Raw genomic sequence first — 14,076 nt, forward strand, 5'->3', positions numbered from 1 at the left:
ATGGCCGAGCTGAAGCCCATCCTGCTGGTCGAGGACAATCCCAAGGATCTCGAGCTGACGCTCGCGGCCTTCGAGGAAGCCCAGCTCGCCAACGACATATTGGTCGCCCGTGACGGGGCGGAGGCGCTGGATTACCTGCTCCCCGCGGACGGCCCGCCCCCGACCGGGATCAAGCGGCCGGCGGTCATCATCCTGGACATCAAGCTGCCGAAGATAGACGGCATCGAGGTGCTCCAGCGCATCAAGTCCGACCCCAACACCCGCCAGATCCCGGTCGTCATGCTGACCTCCTCGCAGGAGGAGAAGGATCTGGTGCGCAGCTACCATCTCGGCGTGAACGCCTTCGTCGTGAAGCCGGTCGGCTTCAAGGAGTTCTTCGACGCCATCCGCGACCTGGGCAGCTTCTGGGCCATCCTGAACGAGCCGCCGCCGGGCAGCCACCGCCTCCGGGACGTGCGCTCATGAGTCCGCTGGACGGCGGCGGCCTCGCGCATTGCCGGGTGCTGCTGCTTGAGGACAGCGCGATCGACGCGGACCTCGTGCGCGAGCATCTGAGCCTCATCGACGGCTTCGCCTTCGAGATCCGGCATGTCGGGGGACGGCACGCCTTCCTCGCCGCGATGGAGAGCGGGGAGCGGTTCGACCTGATCCTGTCCGACTTCGACCTGCCCGATTTCGACGGCATGTCGGCGCTGGCCGTGGCGCGCGCGCGGATGCCCATGACGCCCTTCATCTTCGTCTCCGGCCTGCTCGGCGAGGAGACGGCCATCGAGGCGATGAAGCAGGGTGCGACCGACTATGTCGTGAAGCTGCGCATGGAGCGCCTCCAGCTCGTCGCCCGGCGGGCGCTCGTCGAGGCGCGCGACCGCGACGCGCTGCGCAACACCGGCCGGGCGCTGCACGCCAGCGAGGAGCAGCTTCATTTCGCGCTCCAGGCCGGGCGGCTCGGTTCCTGGGACATCGACCTGCGGACCGGGCGCATGCAGGCCTCGGAGATCTGCGCCGCCAATTTCGGCCTGTCGCAGGCGAGCGAGCTGTCGAGCTACGGCGCGCTGCTCGCCCGGGTCCTGCCCGACGACCTGCCCCACCAGAAGGCCAAGGTGAAGCGCGCCATCGACACCGGCGAGGAGCTGGACGTCGAATACCGCAACGTCTGGCCGGACGGCAGCGTGCACTGGATCCAGGTGCGCGGGCGGGCGAGCTACGCCGAGGACGGCACGCCGGCCCGCATGGCCGGCATTTCGCTGGACGTGACCGAGCGCAAGCGGGCGGAGGAGCGCCAGCGCCTCCTGTTGGAGGAGCTGAACCACCGCGTGAAGAACACGCTGGCCATGGTCCAGTCCATCGCCACTCAGACGCTGCGGTCGGCGGAATCGCCGGAGCTGTTCCGGTCCTCCTTTCAGTCGCGCCTCCAGGCGCTGGCGCAGGCCCATGACCTGCTGACGCGGCAGCAATGGCAGGGTGCCTCGCTCGACGAGATCGTGGCGCTCACGCTGGAGCCGCACCAGGGGGCCGGCCGGGTGCGCATCGACGGGCCGCCGGTGCTGCTGTCCACCGGCGTTGCCGTGTCGCTGCACCTCGCCTTCCACGAGCTGGCCACCAACGCCGCCAAATACGGCGCGCTGTCGGTCGGAAGCGGGCAGGTGGAACTGGCCTGGTCCGTCACCGACCGTTCGGTCCCGACGCTGGAGCTGGCCTGGAAGGAAAGCGGCGGCCCGCGCGTCGCCGTGCCGCGCCGCCGCGGCTTCGGCTCCCGCCTGCTCGAACGCGGCCTCGCCCATGAGCTGGACGGCGAGGTCTTCCTGGATTTCGACCCCGCCGGCGTGCGCTGCAAGCTCGCCATCCCCCTGTCGTTGCGCGTGAGCCTTCAATGAGCCATTCGGCCCTGTCGTCCCTGACCCTGCTCGTCGTCGAGGACGAACCGCTGGTCGCCATGAGCATCGAGGACACGCTGGAGGAGATGGGCGTGCGGATCGTCGGGCCGGCGGGTTCGGTTTCCAAGGCGCTGGGCCTCGTCGAATCCGGCGGCTTCGACGCTGCCCTGCTCGACGTCAATCTGCGCGGCGAACGGGTGGACGCCGTCGCCGACCGGCTGGCCGCCGGCGGCATACCTTTCGTCTTCACCACGGGGCACGGGGCCGACGGCCTGCCGGAAAACCACCGCGGACGCCCCGTGCTGCCCAAACCCTTCACCGACTCCGACCTCGTGCGCGCCCTGTCCCGGCACATCCTCTCGGCCGGGGCGTGACCGGGGAGCCCTGGAGTGGACCATCTCTGTCACAAATCTGTGGCATAAGTGGGTATGCGCGCGCCGATTGCGGCAAAGCAGAAAATGCTCAACTAATTATTCATACCTTCGATCTATGCTCACCGGCAGAGCTTGCGCAGCAAGGCGAAGGGTCATGCCGTTCGACACAGCCAGCCTGTCGGCGATACATCGGGCGATTTGGAAGATCCGCGAAAGCAGCCGCGGTTCGGGCAGCGTGGACCTGCGCCGTCAGCTCATCCGCGTGGAAAGAGCCCTGATCGGCATGCTGCTGAAGGCGGAGGCGGAACGCCCCGAGGAACCGGCGCAGGAACGGCGGCAGTCCCGCTGAAACACCCGCCACCGTCCATGCTCCACTTGCCATCCGCTGCCCGCTTTGTCCATCGGCCGCCGTCCGCGTGACGGGCGGCCCGGCGCGCTGTTGACCTTTCCGGGAACAGCGGCTCGGGAGGCCGGCCATGGGCGTTGAGCGCAAGCAGGACCAGGAGCGCGGGCAGGACAGGATCGGGAGGGCTCCCGGACAGTTCGGGCATTGCGAGCCGCCCGACTTCACGCGGCGCCATCCGCCCGAAGGGCAGAAGAGCCAGGCCGCCGCCGAACCGCGGCCAAGTCGGCCGGAACCAAAGCCCGAACCGGCATAAGGCTTTTTGGAGAGCGCCGGCCCGCCATCGCGGGCCACCCCGCCGTGCTGGCCTGTGCTACAAAGGGACAGGTCCAAAGAGCCGGCAGGGGTGGGGCATGCCCACGCACGTCCAGACGAATGTTTCCATCCGGCTCGCCGGGAACCGGTGCCCGGCGGCACCGGCCCTCCACGGGCGCGCCTGAAGGATGGACGGCGTCGGAACGCGCGGGAAGGTCCCCGCAGCCGCTCCGGATTTCCTCAGTGGAGGAGGGGAGACGGGCCGGCTCATGCGTGCCTTCGACTGGGCGGCCAATCCCCTTGGCCCGCCGGACCTGTGGCCCCAGCCCCTGCGCACGCTTGTGGGCGTTATGCTCGGCTCCAGCCAGCCGATGACCCTCGTCTGGGGAAGGGACCTCACCGCGCTCTACAACGACGGCTATGCCGTCATCTGCGGGGGACGGCATCCGGCCGGGCTCGGCTTGCCCCTACGGGAGCTGTGGTTCGACGCCTGGCACATCCTGGAACCGTTCGTCGCCCGCAGCCTCGCGGGCGAGTCCATCCACATCGACGACCTCGCCCTGACCCTGCACCGGAACGGCCATCCGGAGGAGGCGCATTTCTCGTTTTCCTACACCCCCGTGCGGGACGAGAGGGGACGGATCGCGGGCATCTTCTGCGCCTGCACCGAAACGACGGAAAAGGTGAGGGGCGAGGCCGCGCTGCGCGCGAGCGAGGAAAGGCTTCAGTTCGCGCTGGAAGCGGCGGAAGGGGTGGGAACCTGGGACTGGAACGTGGCGGGCGACCGGGTCTTCGCGAACGCCGGCTACGCGCGGCTCTTCTCCGTGGATCCGGCCGCCGCCGCGGCCGGCGCGCCGATCCGGTTTTTCACCGCCGCCATTCACCCCGCCGACCGGCCCCGCGTCGAGGCCGCCATCCGGGACGCGGTGGAGACGCGGGCCGACTACGCGCAGGAATACCGTCTGCTCCAGCCGGACGGCACGGTCCGCTGGGTGCATTCGCGGGGACGCTGCCATTACGACGGCTCCGGCCGGCCGGTCCGTTTCCCGGGCGTGACGCTCGACGTGTCGGAACGGAAGGGAGCGGAGGAAGAGGCGCGCAAGGCCGTGGAGGAGTTCCGGATCCTTGCCGATTCCCTGCCGATCCTGATCTCCTATGTCGACACCGACCGCGTCTACCGCTTCATCAACCGGTCCTACGAGTCCTGGTTCGGCAGGCCCGCGGCGGAGATCCTCGACCATCCGGTCCGCGAGGTGCTGGGGGAGGCGGCCTACGGCTATCGCGCGGTCTTCTTCGACCGGGCCTTCGCGGGCGAGCATCTCGCCTTCGACGCGCCCTTGCCCTACCGGGACGGGCAGTGGCGGCAGGCGCAGATCGAATACATCCCCCGGCGCCGGGCAGACGGCGCCGTCGACGGCGTCTTCGTCCTGGCCGTGGACATCGAGGAGCGCAAGCGCGCCGAGGCGGCGCTGGCCGAGAGCGACGCGCGTTTCCGCGCCATCACCGATTCCATCGACCAGATGATCTGGTCGGCGCGGCCGGACGGATTCCACGATTACTACAACCGGCGTTGGTACGAGTACACGGGCATGCCGGATGGCGCCACCGACGGCGAGGGCTGGAACGGCATGTTCCATCCCGACGACCGGGAACGGGCCTGGGCCGCCTGGCGGCACAGCCTGGAGACGGGCGAGCCCTACCGGATCGAATACCGGCTGCGCCACCATTCCGGACGCTACCGCTGGGTGCTCGGCCGCGCCCAGCCCGTGCGCGGCCCGGCGGGCGCGGTCACGCGCTGGTTCGGCACCTGCACCGACATCCAGGACATCGTCGAGGCGCGCGAGACGCTGGCACGGTCGCGCGAGGAGCTGGAGGCGCTGGTCCGCCAGCGCACCCACGCGCTTGAACTGGCGCTGGAGCGGCTGCGCGGCGAGGTCGCGGAGCGTGAACGCGCCGAGGAGCAGCTCCGCCAGTCCCAGAAGATGGAAGCCATCGGGCAGCTGACCGGCGGCATCGCGCACGACTTCAACAACCTCGTCCAGGGGATCGTCGGCTCGCTGGAACTGGTGGGCAAGCGCCTGTCGCAGGGCCGCACGGGGGAGGTCGAGCGCTTTCTCACCGGCGCCATGGCCTCGGCCAACCGCGCCGCAGCCCTGACGCACCGGCTGCTGGCCTTCTCCCGCCGCCAGCCTCTCGACCCGCGCCCGGTTCAGGCCAACCAGCTCCTCGCCTCCATGGAGGATCTGCTGCGCCGCACGATGGGCGAGCGCTTCCGGATCGATTTCGTCCTCGCGGAGGGGCTGTGGCTGACGAAGTGCGACGCGAACCAGCTTGAGAACGCGATCCTCAACCTCGCCATCAACGCCCGCGACGCCATGCCGGACGGCGGGCGGCTGACCATCGAAACCGGCAACGCCCAAATCGGCGGGAACGAGATCGGCGGGAACGGCGATGGCGCGGCGCGGGCGCGCGACCTCCGGCCCGGCCGCTATGTCCGCATCCGCGTCACCGACACGGGCAGCGGCATGACGCCGGACGTGGCGGCCCGCGCCTTCGACCCCTTCTTCACGACCAAGCCGACCGGGCAGGGAACTGGTCTCGGGCTGTCGATGATCTACGGCTTCTGCCGGCAGTCCGAGGGCCATGCCGCGATCGACAGCGAGCCGGGCCGGGGAACGTCCGTGGCGCTCTACCTGCCGCGCCACCAGGACGGGGAAGAGCCGCCGGATGCCGCGCCGGAGGATCCGGCGGAGGACCCGCGCGGGGAACGGCCGTCCGCCAGCGGGGAGGTCGTGCTGGTGGTCGAGGACGAGGCGGTCGTGCGCGGCCTGATCGTCGAACTGCTGGAGGAAAGCGGCTACCGCGCGCTGGAAGCCGCGGACGGGCCGGACGGGCTGCGGCTGCTCCAGTCGAGGCGCCGCATCGACCTGCTGGTCACCGACATGGGCCTGCCGGGATTGAACGGCCGCCAGGTCGCCGACGCCGCGCGCCGGGACCGGCCTGGCCTCCCGGTGCTGTTCATGACGGGCTACGCGGAGAACGCCACCCTGGCCGAGGGATTCCTGGAGCCCGGCATGGAGCTGATCACCAAGCCCTTCGCCATGGACGCGCTGGCGGCGCGCATCCGCGCCATGCTGGAGGGGCTGTAGCCTTCCGCCGATCCCCCGTCCCGTGCTATCGCCTTTCCGGTGCCGCATGAATTTCGAGACCGTCCGCGCATGATCCTCCTGCGTTCCCTTCTCTTCAACGTCGCGTTCAATCTCTGGACCGCGCTGATGTGCTTCGCCCTCCTGTGGATGCTGCTGCTTCCGCGCGAGCGGATGATCCGCGTGGTCGTCTGGTACCTGCGCACGGTCGCCTGGATGGAGCGCGTGATCGTGGGCATCCGCTACGAGGTGCGGGGGCGGGAGCATCTGCCGCGCTCCGGCTCCTACATCCTCGCCGCCAAGCACCAGTCGGCCTGGGAGACCATGAAGCTCCACCTGCTGGTGGAGGATCCGGCCGTGGTGCTGAAGCGCGAACTGATGCGGATCCCGATCTGGGGCTGGTACGCGGCCAAGGCGCGCATGATCCCGGTCGACCGTGGGGCGCGCGGCCGCGCCATCGCCTCGCTCACCCGCAACGCCACGCCGGTGCGCGACGAGGGCCGCCCCATCGTGATCTTCCCCCAGGGGACGCGGGTGGCACCCGGCGATTACCGCCCCTACCGCGTCGGGGTGGGCGTGCTTTACGAGACGCTGGAGATCCCCATCGTCCCGATGGCGCTGAACGCCGGGCTCTACTGGCCGCGCCGCAGCTTTCTGAAGCGGCCGGGCACGGTGGTGGTGGAGTTCCTGCCCCCGATCCCCGCCGGCCTGCCGCGAGCCGAGGCCATGCGCCTGCTGGAGGAGCGGCTGGAGGAGGCCACCGACCGGATCGTCGTGGCCGCCGGCGGCCCGCCCACGCCGCGTCCCCCCGCGGCGGCTCCGGCGGCCGCGCTCGCGACCTCGGAACCATGAGGGCGGAACCGCAGGTGTAGATGCATGAGGGCGGGATGCGGAATGGTCATGCCATGACCAGAACGTAAAAGGAACGGCCGGCTTGACCCCTCGGGTAGCGCGGCCTAGTGTGTCCGGTTCGGACGTTTGTGTGCCGATCGCGGAGCGGGCGCCCGGCGCCGCCGCGACGGCGTCAGGAGATCGCATGCCGGGCATCGCCGCCATTTCCCAGCAGATCTGGGACATGAAGTACCGCTTCAAGACCGCCGAGGGCGAGCCCATCGACGGCACGGTCGAGGACAGCTGGCGGCGCGTCGCCCGCGCCCTCGCCTCGGTCGAGGCGGAGCCCTGCGCATGGGAGCCGCACTTCTACGACGCGCTGTCCAGTTTCGAGTTCCTGCCCGCCGGCCGCATCCTGGCCGGCGCCGGCACCGGCCGTTCGGTGACGCTGTTCAACTGCTTCGTCATGGGCCGCATCGAGGACGACCTCGGTTCCATCTTCGCCCATCTGCGCGAGGCTGCCCTGACCATGCAGCAGGGCGGCGGCATCGGATACGACTTCTCCACCCTGCGGCCCAAGGGCGCTCCGGTGCGCGGCGTCGGCGCCGACGCGTCCGGCCCGCTGTCCTTCATGGACGTCTGGGACAGCATGTGCCGCACCATCATGTCCGCCGGCGCCCGGCGCGGCGCCATGATGGCGACCCTGCGCTGCGACCACCCGGACATTGAGGCCTTCATCGACGCCAAGCGCGAGCCCGGCCGGCTGCGCATGTTCAACCTGTCGGTCCTGGTCACCGACGCCTTCATGGAGGCGGTGAAGGAAGACCGTCCCTGGCCCCTGGTCTTCGAGGGCCATGTTTTCCGCACTCTGCGCGCCCGCGACCTGTGGGACCGTATCATGCAGGCCACCTACGCCTACGCCGAACCCGGCGTGATCTTCATCGACCGCATCAATGACAAGAACAACCTGCGGTACGTGGAGGATATTTCTGCAACTAATCCTTGCGGCGAACAGCCGTTGCCCCCTTATGGCGCCTGCCTGCTCGGCTCCATCAACCTCGCGGCCCTGGTGCTGGACCCGTTCGAGGAGACGGCGCGGCTCGACGTCGCGCGGCTGAAGGCGCTGGTGGCGACGGCCGTGCGGATGATGGACAACGTCGTGGACGCGTCGCGCTTCCCGTTGGAGGAGCAGGCGCGCGAGGCCAGGGCGAAGCGCCGCATCGGGCTGGGCGTCACCGGGCTGGCCGACGCGCTCTTGCTCTGCCGCCTGCGCTACGGCGGCGAGGGTGCGGTGGCCGCCACCGAAGCGTGGCTCGGGACGATTCAGAACGAGGCCTACCGGGCGTCGGCCCTGATCGCGGCGGAGAAGGGGCCCTTTCCGCTCTATGACCGCGACGCCTATCTGGCCGCCCCGATGGTGCAGGCGCTGGACGAGGACGTGCGCGAGCTGATCGGGCGGCACGGCATCCGCAACGCGCTGCTGACCTCCATCGCGCCGACCGGGACGATCTCGCTCTTCGCGGACAACGTGTCGTCGGGCATCGAGCCGGTCTTCTCCTACCGCTACGAGCGGTCGGTGCTGATGCCCGACGGCACGCGCCGGACGGAGGAGGTGAGCGACCACGCCTACCGGCTGTTCCGCGCGAAGTTCGGGCCGGACGCCCCGCTGCCGGACTATTTCGCCGACGCGCAGACCCTGTCGCCGCAGGAGCATGTGGTGATGCAGGCGGCCGCGCAGAGGCATGTGGACAGCAGCATCTCCAAGACCATCAACTGCCCGGAGGACCTGCCCTTCGAGACCTTCAAGGACGTCTACGGGCAGGCCTACGAGACGGGCTGCAAGGGCTGCACGACCTACCGCCCGAACGCGGTGACCGGCTCGGTCCTCACCGTGAAGAAGGAGGAGGCGCCCGCCGCCTCTCCCGCCCCGGAACCGGCAGGCGCGGAGGCCGCGGTGCCGCGCGGCGAGCCCGGTGCCGTCGTCTACATGACCAGGCCGCTCGACCGACCGGAGGCTCTGCCCGGCGAAACCTACAAGGTGCGCTGGCCGGACAGCGACCACGCCATGTACATCACCATCAACGACATCGTCGAGGGCGGCCGGCGCCGCCCCTTCGAGGTCTTCATCAACTCCAAGAACATGGAGCATTACGCCTGGACCGTCGCGCTGACGCGCATGATCTCGGCCGTGTTCCGGCGCGGCGGCGATGTCAGCTTCGTGGTGGAGGAACTGAAGGCCGTCTTCGACCCGCGCGGCGGCGCCTGGATGAACGGCCGCTACGTGCCGTCGCTCCTGGCGGCCATCGGCGACGTGATCGAACGGCACATGAAGACCGTCGGCGTGCTGCCGGAGCAGGACACGCTGCTGCCGGAGGCCGCGCGCCGCGCCGTGGGCGAGGCCCCGCACGCTGCCTCCCATGCGGAGGCGGAAGGGCAGGGCGGCCACCAGCATGCCGGCCCCCAGACTGCAGGTCAGGGCGAGGCACCGCGCGCCCAGCAATGCCCGAAATGCGGCCAGCCGACGCTCATCCGCCAGGAAGGCTGCGACAGTTGCCTGTCCTGCGGCTATTCGAAATGTTCGGGGTGATCAGCCCTGCACCCGCCGTCACCGTCCTGTATGACGGCCAAGCATCTGGGCGCCGGTCTGCTTGTGGGCAAGGCGCCTCAACCCTTCCGCGATCGCGCTCAAGGCGCCGTTGAAGGAGCGGGTCACGCGGTACGGCACGATGCTCTGGGTCGGCGTCACCACCCAAGCACCCTGGCCGGAGGGAGTGATCTCCGCAACCTTGCTGTCTTCGAAAAGCACGACCCAGACCCGTTGCTCGGTTTGCGAGGCGGACAAGTGCTTGTCCTGTTCGATGCGGCGGGTCAGTTCGACACTCCCCGCCGGCCGAGTGGTCCGAACCTCCGGAACCACCTCGAGAAAGATCCCGTCATAATCATAGGCCTCGCTCTCATTCGAGGGTGCCTCCGGCGCGCGATTTTGCCCCATGTCTCTGTTTCCAGTCATGACTCGGGATGAACAGCTGTCACCAACGACAGGCAGCGTTTGATCGAGTTCCAAAAGAGACCGTCATGACCCATGGAGCCGCAGGCGTTTTGAGCTGTCCCGTCAGGGGGTGGCCGCGCGGCTGACCGAACACCGGGATTGTGGCCTGTTCCGCAAGTTCGCGCCCGAGGAGCGCAACCGCCCAGGAGGGTAGCGCGACGAAAATGTTACACCTGGGTCTCAGGTCCCCTTGGTGTCGGCAACCGTTCCCGGGCTGTCCATGTTCCTCAAGCAGCGATCATTGGACGGGGAGCGTGGTGATGCCAAACGGCTTGGACATTCTGGTTGTCGAGGACGATGCGTGCATCGCCGCGATGCTGTCCGACGTGCTCGGCGATCTGGGCCACCGCGTCGTCGGGATCGTCGACACCGCCGCGAACGCGATCCGCTTCGCCGAGGAGGAGCATGTGGACTTGGCGGTGGTCGATGTCTGGCTGGCGGATGGCTCGAACGGCCTGACCGCGGTCCGGCCGCTGGCGGACCGGCACGGCATTCCAGCCATCGTGTGCAGCGGGCATGCCCTGGCCGAGGAGGCCCAGGCCGCGGGCGCCGTGGCGTTCCTTGAGAAGCCGTTCCGGATCACCGACCTGGAAAATGCGCTGGAGCGGGCGGTTGCAGCCATGGGTGCGCTGGCCGGGGCCCCGGCCAGCGCCTCCGGCACCAGGGCACCGGAGCCCGTCCTTTGGTCACTCGGCCGCCAATGGTGACTGCGCCGGGATGGCGGCGATCGCCTCGACGACCTGATCGGGTGCCGCGTGATGGACCATGTGGCCCGCTCCGGGCACCAGGTGCAGCGTGCTGCCGGGCAGCTGGTCATGGAACCACTCGGCGTGGCCATGGTGGCCGACGACCAGATCCTCCATGCCCGCCACGATCGTTATGGGTAGGCGCAGGTCACGGGCACGCTCCGCCATCCCGACCACGCCCGGCGTCATCGTCACTGCATCCTGAGCCTCGGCGCGGATCTGGCCCGGCCTCGTGGGGAAGTCGCGCGGGAACTCCCGCTGAAAGCGGGCGGGCACCTCGAGCGGCGCGAACATCCCCTTCAGGGTCAGGGGCAGCAGCGCCCGGCCGACCAGGGGCGAGACCGTGTAGCGGAGCAGGTCGCCGACGACCGGGACCGCCGCCGGGGCGGCGAGCGGCACGTCCGCCCGGACGGTGGGCTTGTAGTAGCCGGACAGCAGGACAAGGCCGCGCACGGCATCCGGCTGCGCCAGGGCGAGTTCCAGAGCCACCAGGGTGCCCCAGGAATGGCCGACGACGACCGGCCGTTCGACAGCGAGCCGGTCGAGGGCCTTGCGCAGGAGGCCGGCCTGCGCGGCGGCCGTCCACACCGAGCCTTGCGGCCGGTCGCTATAGCCGTAGCCCGGCCGGTCGATGCTGATGACGCGGTGACCGCGGGCAAGCCGCTCGAAGACGCCGCTCAGGACGAAGTCCTCGGCCGTGACCACGTTGCCGTGGAGCAGCACGACGGGTAAACCGTCGCCCTCCTCCAGGTAATGGAGCCGCACGCCGTCGACCGTGACGAAGCGGCCGCTTGGTGGGTGGTCGCGCTCCGCTCGCCGCGCGCGGTAGACATTGTATGCCGCCGCAGCAGCCAGCGCGGCGGCCGAGCCCGCGAGAATCGCTCCGAGCCGCGAGGGCTTCGGCCTGCGGGCCGCCAGTTGGGCACCCCGCGAAGATATCAATTCGGATCTGCTCACTGACTTCTCCCTCGATGCGGACAGCAAGGGAACTGCGGCAACCGGGAGAGGTTCCGTGCCCGCGCCGGCAACAGGGCGGCAGCAGCGCTCACGCAGCATGGCGGCGTCCTCCTGCACGAGCAGGCGGGGGCAGAGCTGGGGCTCGATGCAGCCTGCCTCTTGGCTCATCTCCCCTGGGGCCGCGTCCCTCATGCCGCTTTTTTGGAACCCGATCCCAACCCTTGTGCGGTTTTTCGCCCACGCCCGCGCACCGCCCGTGCGGAAATCCACACAGTTCGAGGCGCTGACTGCTTGCGGCTCCTCGCTTTTCGGCGTGGCACACCGGTTGCTAATGGCTCGCGCGAATTGCCGGCGGGGTCATGAACCACCGTCCGGCACGCGACGCAAACAGGCAGAGGGGGATGGCGATGCACGCACAGACAGGACAGACCATTTCACGATTGAAAGCCGCGCCGAGCGCAATCGGCGTGAAGAGCCCGCAGAACCTCGCGGGCGGCCTTGTGCTGATCGGCATCGCGCTGCTGGTGTTCTGGCAGACCCAGGACCTCGCCACCGGCACCGCCGTGCGCATGGGGCCGGGCTACTTCCCCCGCCTGCTCGCCATCCTCATCGCGGCCTGCGGCGTGGCGCTCGCCGGCACCTCGCTCGCCGTCCGCGGCCCCAGGCTCGAAGGCTGGGCCCTGCGCCCCCTCCTCTTCATCCTCGGCTCCATCGTCTTCTTCGCCTTCGCCATCCGGCCCCTCGGGCTGGTCGCGACCGGCGCCATCCTCGTCCTGCTCAGCTCCTTCGGCTCCACCGAGGTGCGCTGGAAGGAAACCATCCTCTTCGCCGTCGGCCTGCTGGTCTTCACGGTCCTCCTCTTCCCCATCGCCCTCGGCCTGCCCATGCCGATCTGGCCGAGGTTCTGACATGGACATCCTCAGCAACCTGGCGCTCGGCATGGGCGTCGCCTTCACGCCGCTCAACCTCGGCCTCTGCCTCGTCGGCGCCCTGGTCGGCACCCTCATCGGCGTGCTGCCCGGCCTCGGGCCCATCGCCACCATCGCGATGCTCCTGCCGCTCACCTTCAACCTCGACGCCACCGGCGCCCTCATCATGCTGGCCGGCATCTATTACGGTGCCCAGTATGGCGGCTCCACCACCGCCATCCTCGTCAACATGCCCGGCGAGTCCTCCTCCGTCGTCACCACGCTCGACGGACACCAGATGGCCCGCCAGGGACGCGCCGGCGCCGCACTCGGCATGGCCGCACTCGGCTCCTTCTTCGCCGGATCGGTCGCCACCATCGTCGTCGCCGTGCTCGGCCCCATCCTCGCCGGCGTCGCCCAGCAGTTCGGCGCGCCGGAGTATTTCTCCCTCATGGTGCTCGGCCTCGTCGGCGCCACCGTGCTCGCCAGCGGCTCCGTCCTCAAGGCCGTCGCCATGATCCTGCTCGGCCTGCTGCTCGGCACCGTCGGCTCCGACATCGAGACCGGCTCGCCGCGCCTCACCTTCGACATCCCGCACCTCGCCGACGGCATCAACTTCACCGTCATCGCCATCGGCCTGTTCGGCGTCGCCGAGATCATCCGCAACCTGGAGCGCCCGGAGGAGCGCGGCGTGCTCGGCACCAAGATCCGCGGCCTGCTGCCGACCTGGGCCGACATCAAGCAGTCCGCCGCCCCGGTGCTGCGCGGCACCGTCATCGGCTCGGCGCTCGGCATCCTGCCCGGCAATGGCGCCGTGCTGGCGCCCTACGCCTCCTACACGCTGGAAAAGAAGCTCGCCCAGGACCCCTCGCGCTTCGGCAAGGGCGCCATCGAGGGCGTCGCCGGGCCGGAGTCGGCCAACAACGCCGGCGCCCAGACCAGCTTCATCCCGCTGCTGACGCTCGGCATCCCGCCCAACCCGGTGATGGCGCTGATGGTCGGGGCCATGACCATCCAGGGCATCATCCCCGGCCCGCAGGTGATGACCAGCAACCCCGACCTGTTCTGGGGCATGATCGCCAGCATGTGGGTGGGCAACGCCATGCTGGTGGTCATCAACCTGCCGATGATCGGGCTGTGGGTGCGGCTGCTGCAGGTGCCCTACCGGCTGCTCTACCCGGCGATCCTGATGTTCTGCTGCATCGGCGTGTTCTCGGTGAACAACTCCTACGTGGACGTGCTGGGCGTCGCCGTCTTCGGGCTGGTGGGCTACGCCTTCGCCAAGCTCGGCTTCGAGACGGCACCGCTGCTGCTGGCCTTCGTTCTCGGCCCGCTGATGGAGGAGAACCTGCGCCGCTCGCTGGTGATCTCGCGCGGCGACCCTCTGGTGTTCCTGAACCGCCCGATCAGCCTCAGCCTTCTTCTGGTGGCGCTGGCGCTGCTCGTCATCGTCCTGCTCCCCAGCATCTCGCGCAAGCGCGAGGAGGCCTTCCAGGAATGAGCCTCCCCGCCGGCACCCCGTCCGACCGGACC

Annotated in this window: 12 protein-coding genes; 10 read left to right on the forward strand and 2 right to left on the reverse strand. The window is 69.5% G+C overall.

The features are described from left to right. The 7 genes from JUB11_RS04085 to JUB11_RS04115 all read left to right on the forward strand — a co-directional run bounded on the left by JUB11_RS04085 (nt 1) and on the right by JUB11_RS04115 (nt 9,470). On the forward strand, nt 1–465 hold the full coding sequence (locus JUB11_RS04085) for a response regulator (protein ID WP_207456347.1): 465 nt from the start codon (nt 1–3) through the stop codon (nt 463–465). Continuing rightward, nucleotides 462–1,874 carry an HWE histidine kinase domain-containing protein gene (locus tag JUB11_RS04090; protein ID WP_207456350.1) on the forward strand — a complete coding sequence of 471 codons (1,413 nt, stop codon included), beginning with the start codon at nt 462–464 and terminating at the stop codon, nt 1,872–1,874. The genes JUB11_RS04085 and JUB11_RS04090 overlap by 4 nt, the downstream gene beginning before the upstream one ends. Then, nucleotides 1,871–2,248: a response regulator gene (locus tag JUB11_RS04095; protein ID WP_207456351.1), complete on the forward strand. Its 378-nt coding sequence runs from the start codon at nt 1,871–1,873 to the stop codon at nt 2,246–2,248. Before JUB11_RS04090 ends, JUB11_RS04095 begins: the two co-directional genes overlap by 4 nt. 154 nt (nt 2,249–2,402) lie before the next feature. Next, the gene (locus JUB11_RS04100; RefSeq protein WP_207456352.1) at nt 2,403–2,597 is read left to right on the forward strand and encodes a hypothetical protein; all 195 of its coding nucleotides are present in this window, start codon (nt 2,403–2,405) and stop codon (nt 2,595–2,597) included. 578 nt (nt 2,598–3,175) lie between these two features. Next, nucleotides 3,176–6,055: a hybrid sensor histidine kinase/response regulator gene (locus tag JUB11_RS04105; RefSeq protein ID WP_207456358.1), complete on the forward strand. Its 2,880-nt coding sequence runs from the start codon at nt 3,176–3,178 to the stop codon at nt 6,053–6,055. Nucleotides 6,056–6,124: 69 nt separating this feature from the next. After that, nucleotides 6,125–6,904, forward strand: coding sequence for a lysophospholipid acyltransferase family protein (locus tag JUB11_RS04110; protein WP_207456361.1), 780 nt, complete (start codon nt 6,125–6,127; stop codon nt 6,902–6,904). A gap of 184 nt (nt 6,905–7,088) precedes the next feature. Beyond that, nucleotides 7,089–9,470, forward strand: coding sequence for an adenosylcobalamin-dependent ribonucleoside-diphosphate reductase (locus JUB11_RS04115; RefSeq protein ID WP_207456364.1), 2,382 nt, complete (start codon nt 7,089–7,091; stop codon nt 9,468–9,470). Nucleotides 9,471–9,488: 18 nt separating this feature from the next. On the opposite strand, the gene JUB11_RS04120 is transcribed toward JUB11_RS04115, so the two are convergent. Next, nucleotides 9,489–9,875 (reverse strand): hypothetical protein, encoded by a 387-nt coding sequence (locus JUB11_RS04120; RefSeq protein ID WP_207456367.1) that lies wholly within the window; start codon nt 9,873–9,875, stop codon nt 9,489–9,491. Nucleotides 9,876–10,204: 329 nt separating this feature from the next. Here JUB11_RS04120 and JUB11_RS04125 point away from each other — a divergent pair, with 329 nt between their 5' ends. Next, nucleotides 10,205–10,639: a response regulator gene (locus tag JUB11_RS04125; RefSeq protein ID WP_207456369.1), complete on the forward strand. Its 435-nt coding sequence runs from the start codon at nt 10,205–10,207 to the stop codon at nt 10,637–10,639. Here the strand turns inward: JUB11_RS04125 and JUB11_RS04130 are convergent. Then, nucleotides 10,619–11,635, reverse strand: a complete 1,017-nt coding sequence (locus JUB11_RS04130) for an alpha/beta hydrolase (RefSeq protein ID WP_207456371.1) — start codon at nt 11,633–11,635, stop codon at nt 10,619–10,621. The genes JUB11_RS04125 and JUB11_RS04130 overlap by 21 nt on opposite strands. Nucleotides 11,636–12,042: 407 nt before the next feature. On the opposite strand from JUB11_RS04130, the gene JUB11_RS04135 reads away from it, so the two are divergent. Both JUB11_RS04135 and JUB11_RS04140 read left to right on the forward strand, forming a co-directional pair. Then, the gene (locus JUB11_RS04135) at nt 12,043–12,543 is read left to right on the forward strand and encodes a tripartite tricarboxylate transporter TctB family protein (RefSeq protein WP_207456373.1); all 501 of its coding nucleotides are present in this window, start codon (nt 12,043–12,045) and stop codon (nt 12,541–12,543) included. Between the two features lies 1 nt (nt 12,544). After that, nucleotides 12,545–14,044: a tripartite tricarboxylate transporter permease gene (locus JUB11_RS04140; RefSeq protein WP_207456374.1), complete on the forward strand. Its 1,500-nt coding sequence runs from the start codon at nt 12,545–12,547 to the stop codon at nt 14,042–14,044. Nucleotides 14,045–14,076 lie beyond the last annotated feature (32 nt).

Origin of the sequence: Azospirillum sp. SYSU D00513 (genome assembly GCF_017356015.1) — a bacterium.
In the GTDB taxonomy this organism is placed as follows: Bacteria; Pseudomonadota; Alphaproteobacteria; order Azospirillales; family Azospirillaceae; genus Azospirillum.

Coding starts and splice junctions, on each gene's coding strand:
- JUB11_RS04085 (WP_207456347.1), top strand. CDS start 1: ATGGCCGAGCTGAAGCCCATCCTGCTGGTCGAGGACAATCCCAAGGAT.
- JUB11_RS04090 (WP_207456350.1), top strand. CDS start 462: ATGAGTCCGCTGGACGGCGGCGGCCTCGCGCATTGCCGGGTGCTGCTG.
- JUB11_RS04095 (WP_207456351.1), top strand. CDS start 1,871: ATGAGCCATTCGGCCCTGTCGTCCCTGACCCTGCTCGTCGTCGAGGAC.
- JUB11_RS04100 (WP_207456352.1), top strand. CDS start 2,403: ATGCCGTTCGACACAGCCAGCCTGTCGGCGATACATCGGGCGATTTGG.
- JUB11_RS04105 (WP_207456358.1), top strand. CDS start 3,176: ATGCGTGCCTTCGACTGGGCGGCCAATCCCCTTGGCCCGCCGGACCTG.
- JUB11_RS04110 (WP_207456361.1), top strand. CDS start 6,125: ATGATCCTCCTGCGTTCCCTTCTCTTCAACGTCGCGTTCAATCTCTGG.
- JUB11_RS04115 (WP_207456364.1), top strand. CDS start 7,089: ATGCCGGGCATCGCCGCCATTTCCCAGCAGATCTGGGACATGAAGTAC.
- JUB11_RS04120 (WP_207456367.1), bottom strand. CDS start 9,875: ATGGGGCAAAATCGCGCGCCGGAGGCACCCTCGAATGAGAGCGAGGCC.
- JUB11_RS04135 (WP_207456373.1), top strand. CDS start 12,043: ATGCACGCACAGACAGGACAGACCATTTCACGATTGAAAGCCGCGCCG.
- JUB11_RS04140 (WP_207456374.1), top strand. CDS start 12,545: ATGGACATCCTCAGCAACCTGGCGCTCGGCATGGGCGTCGCCTTCACG.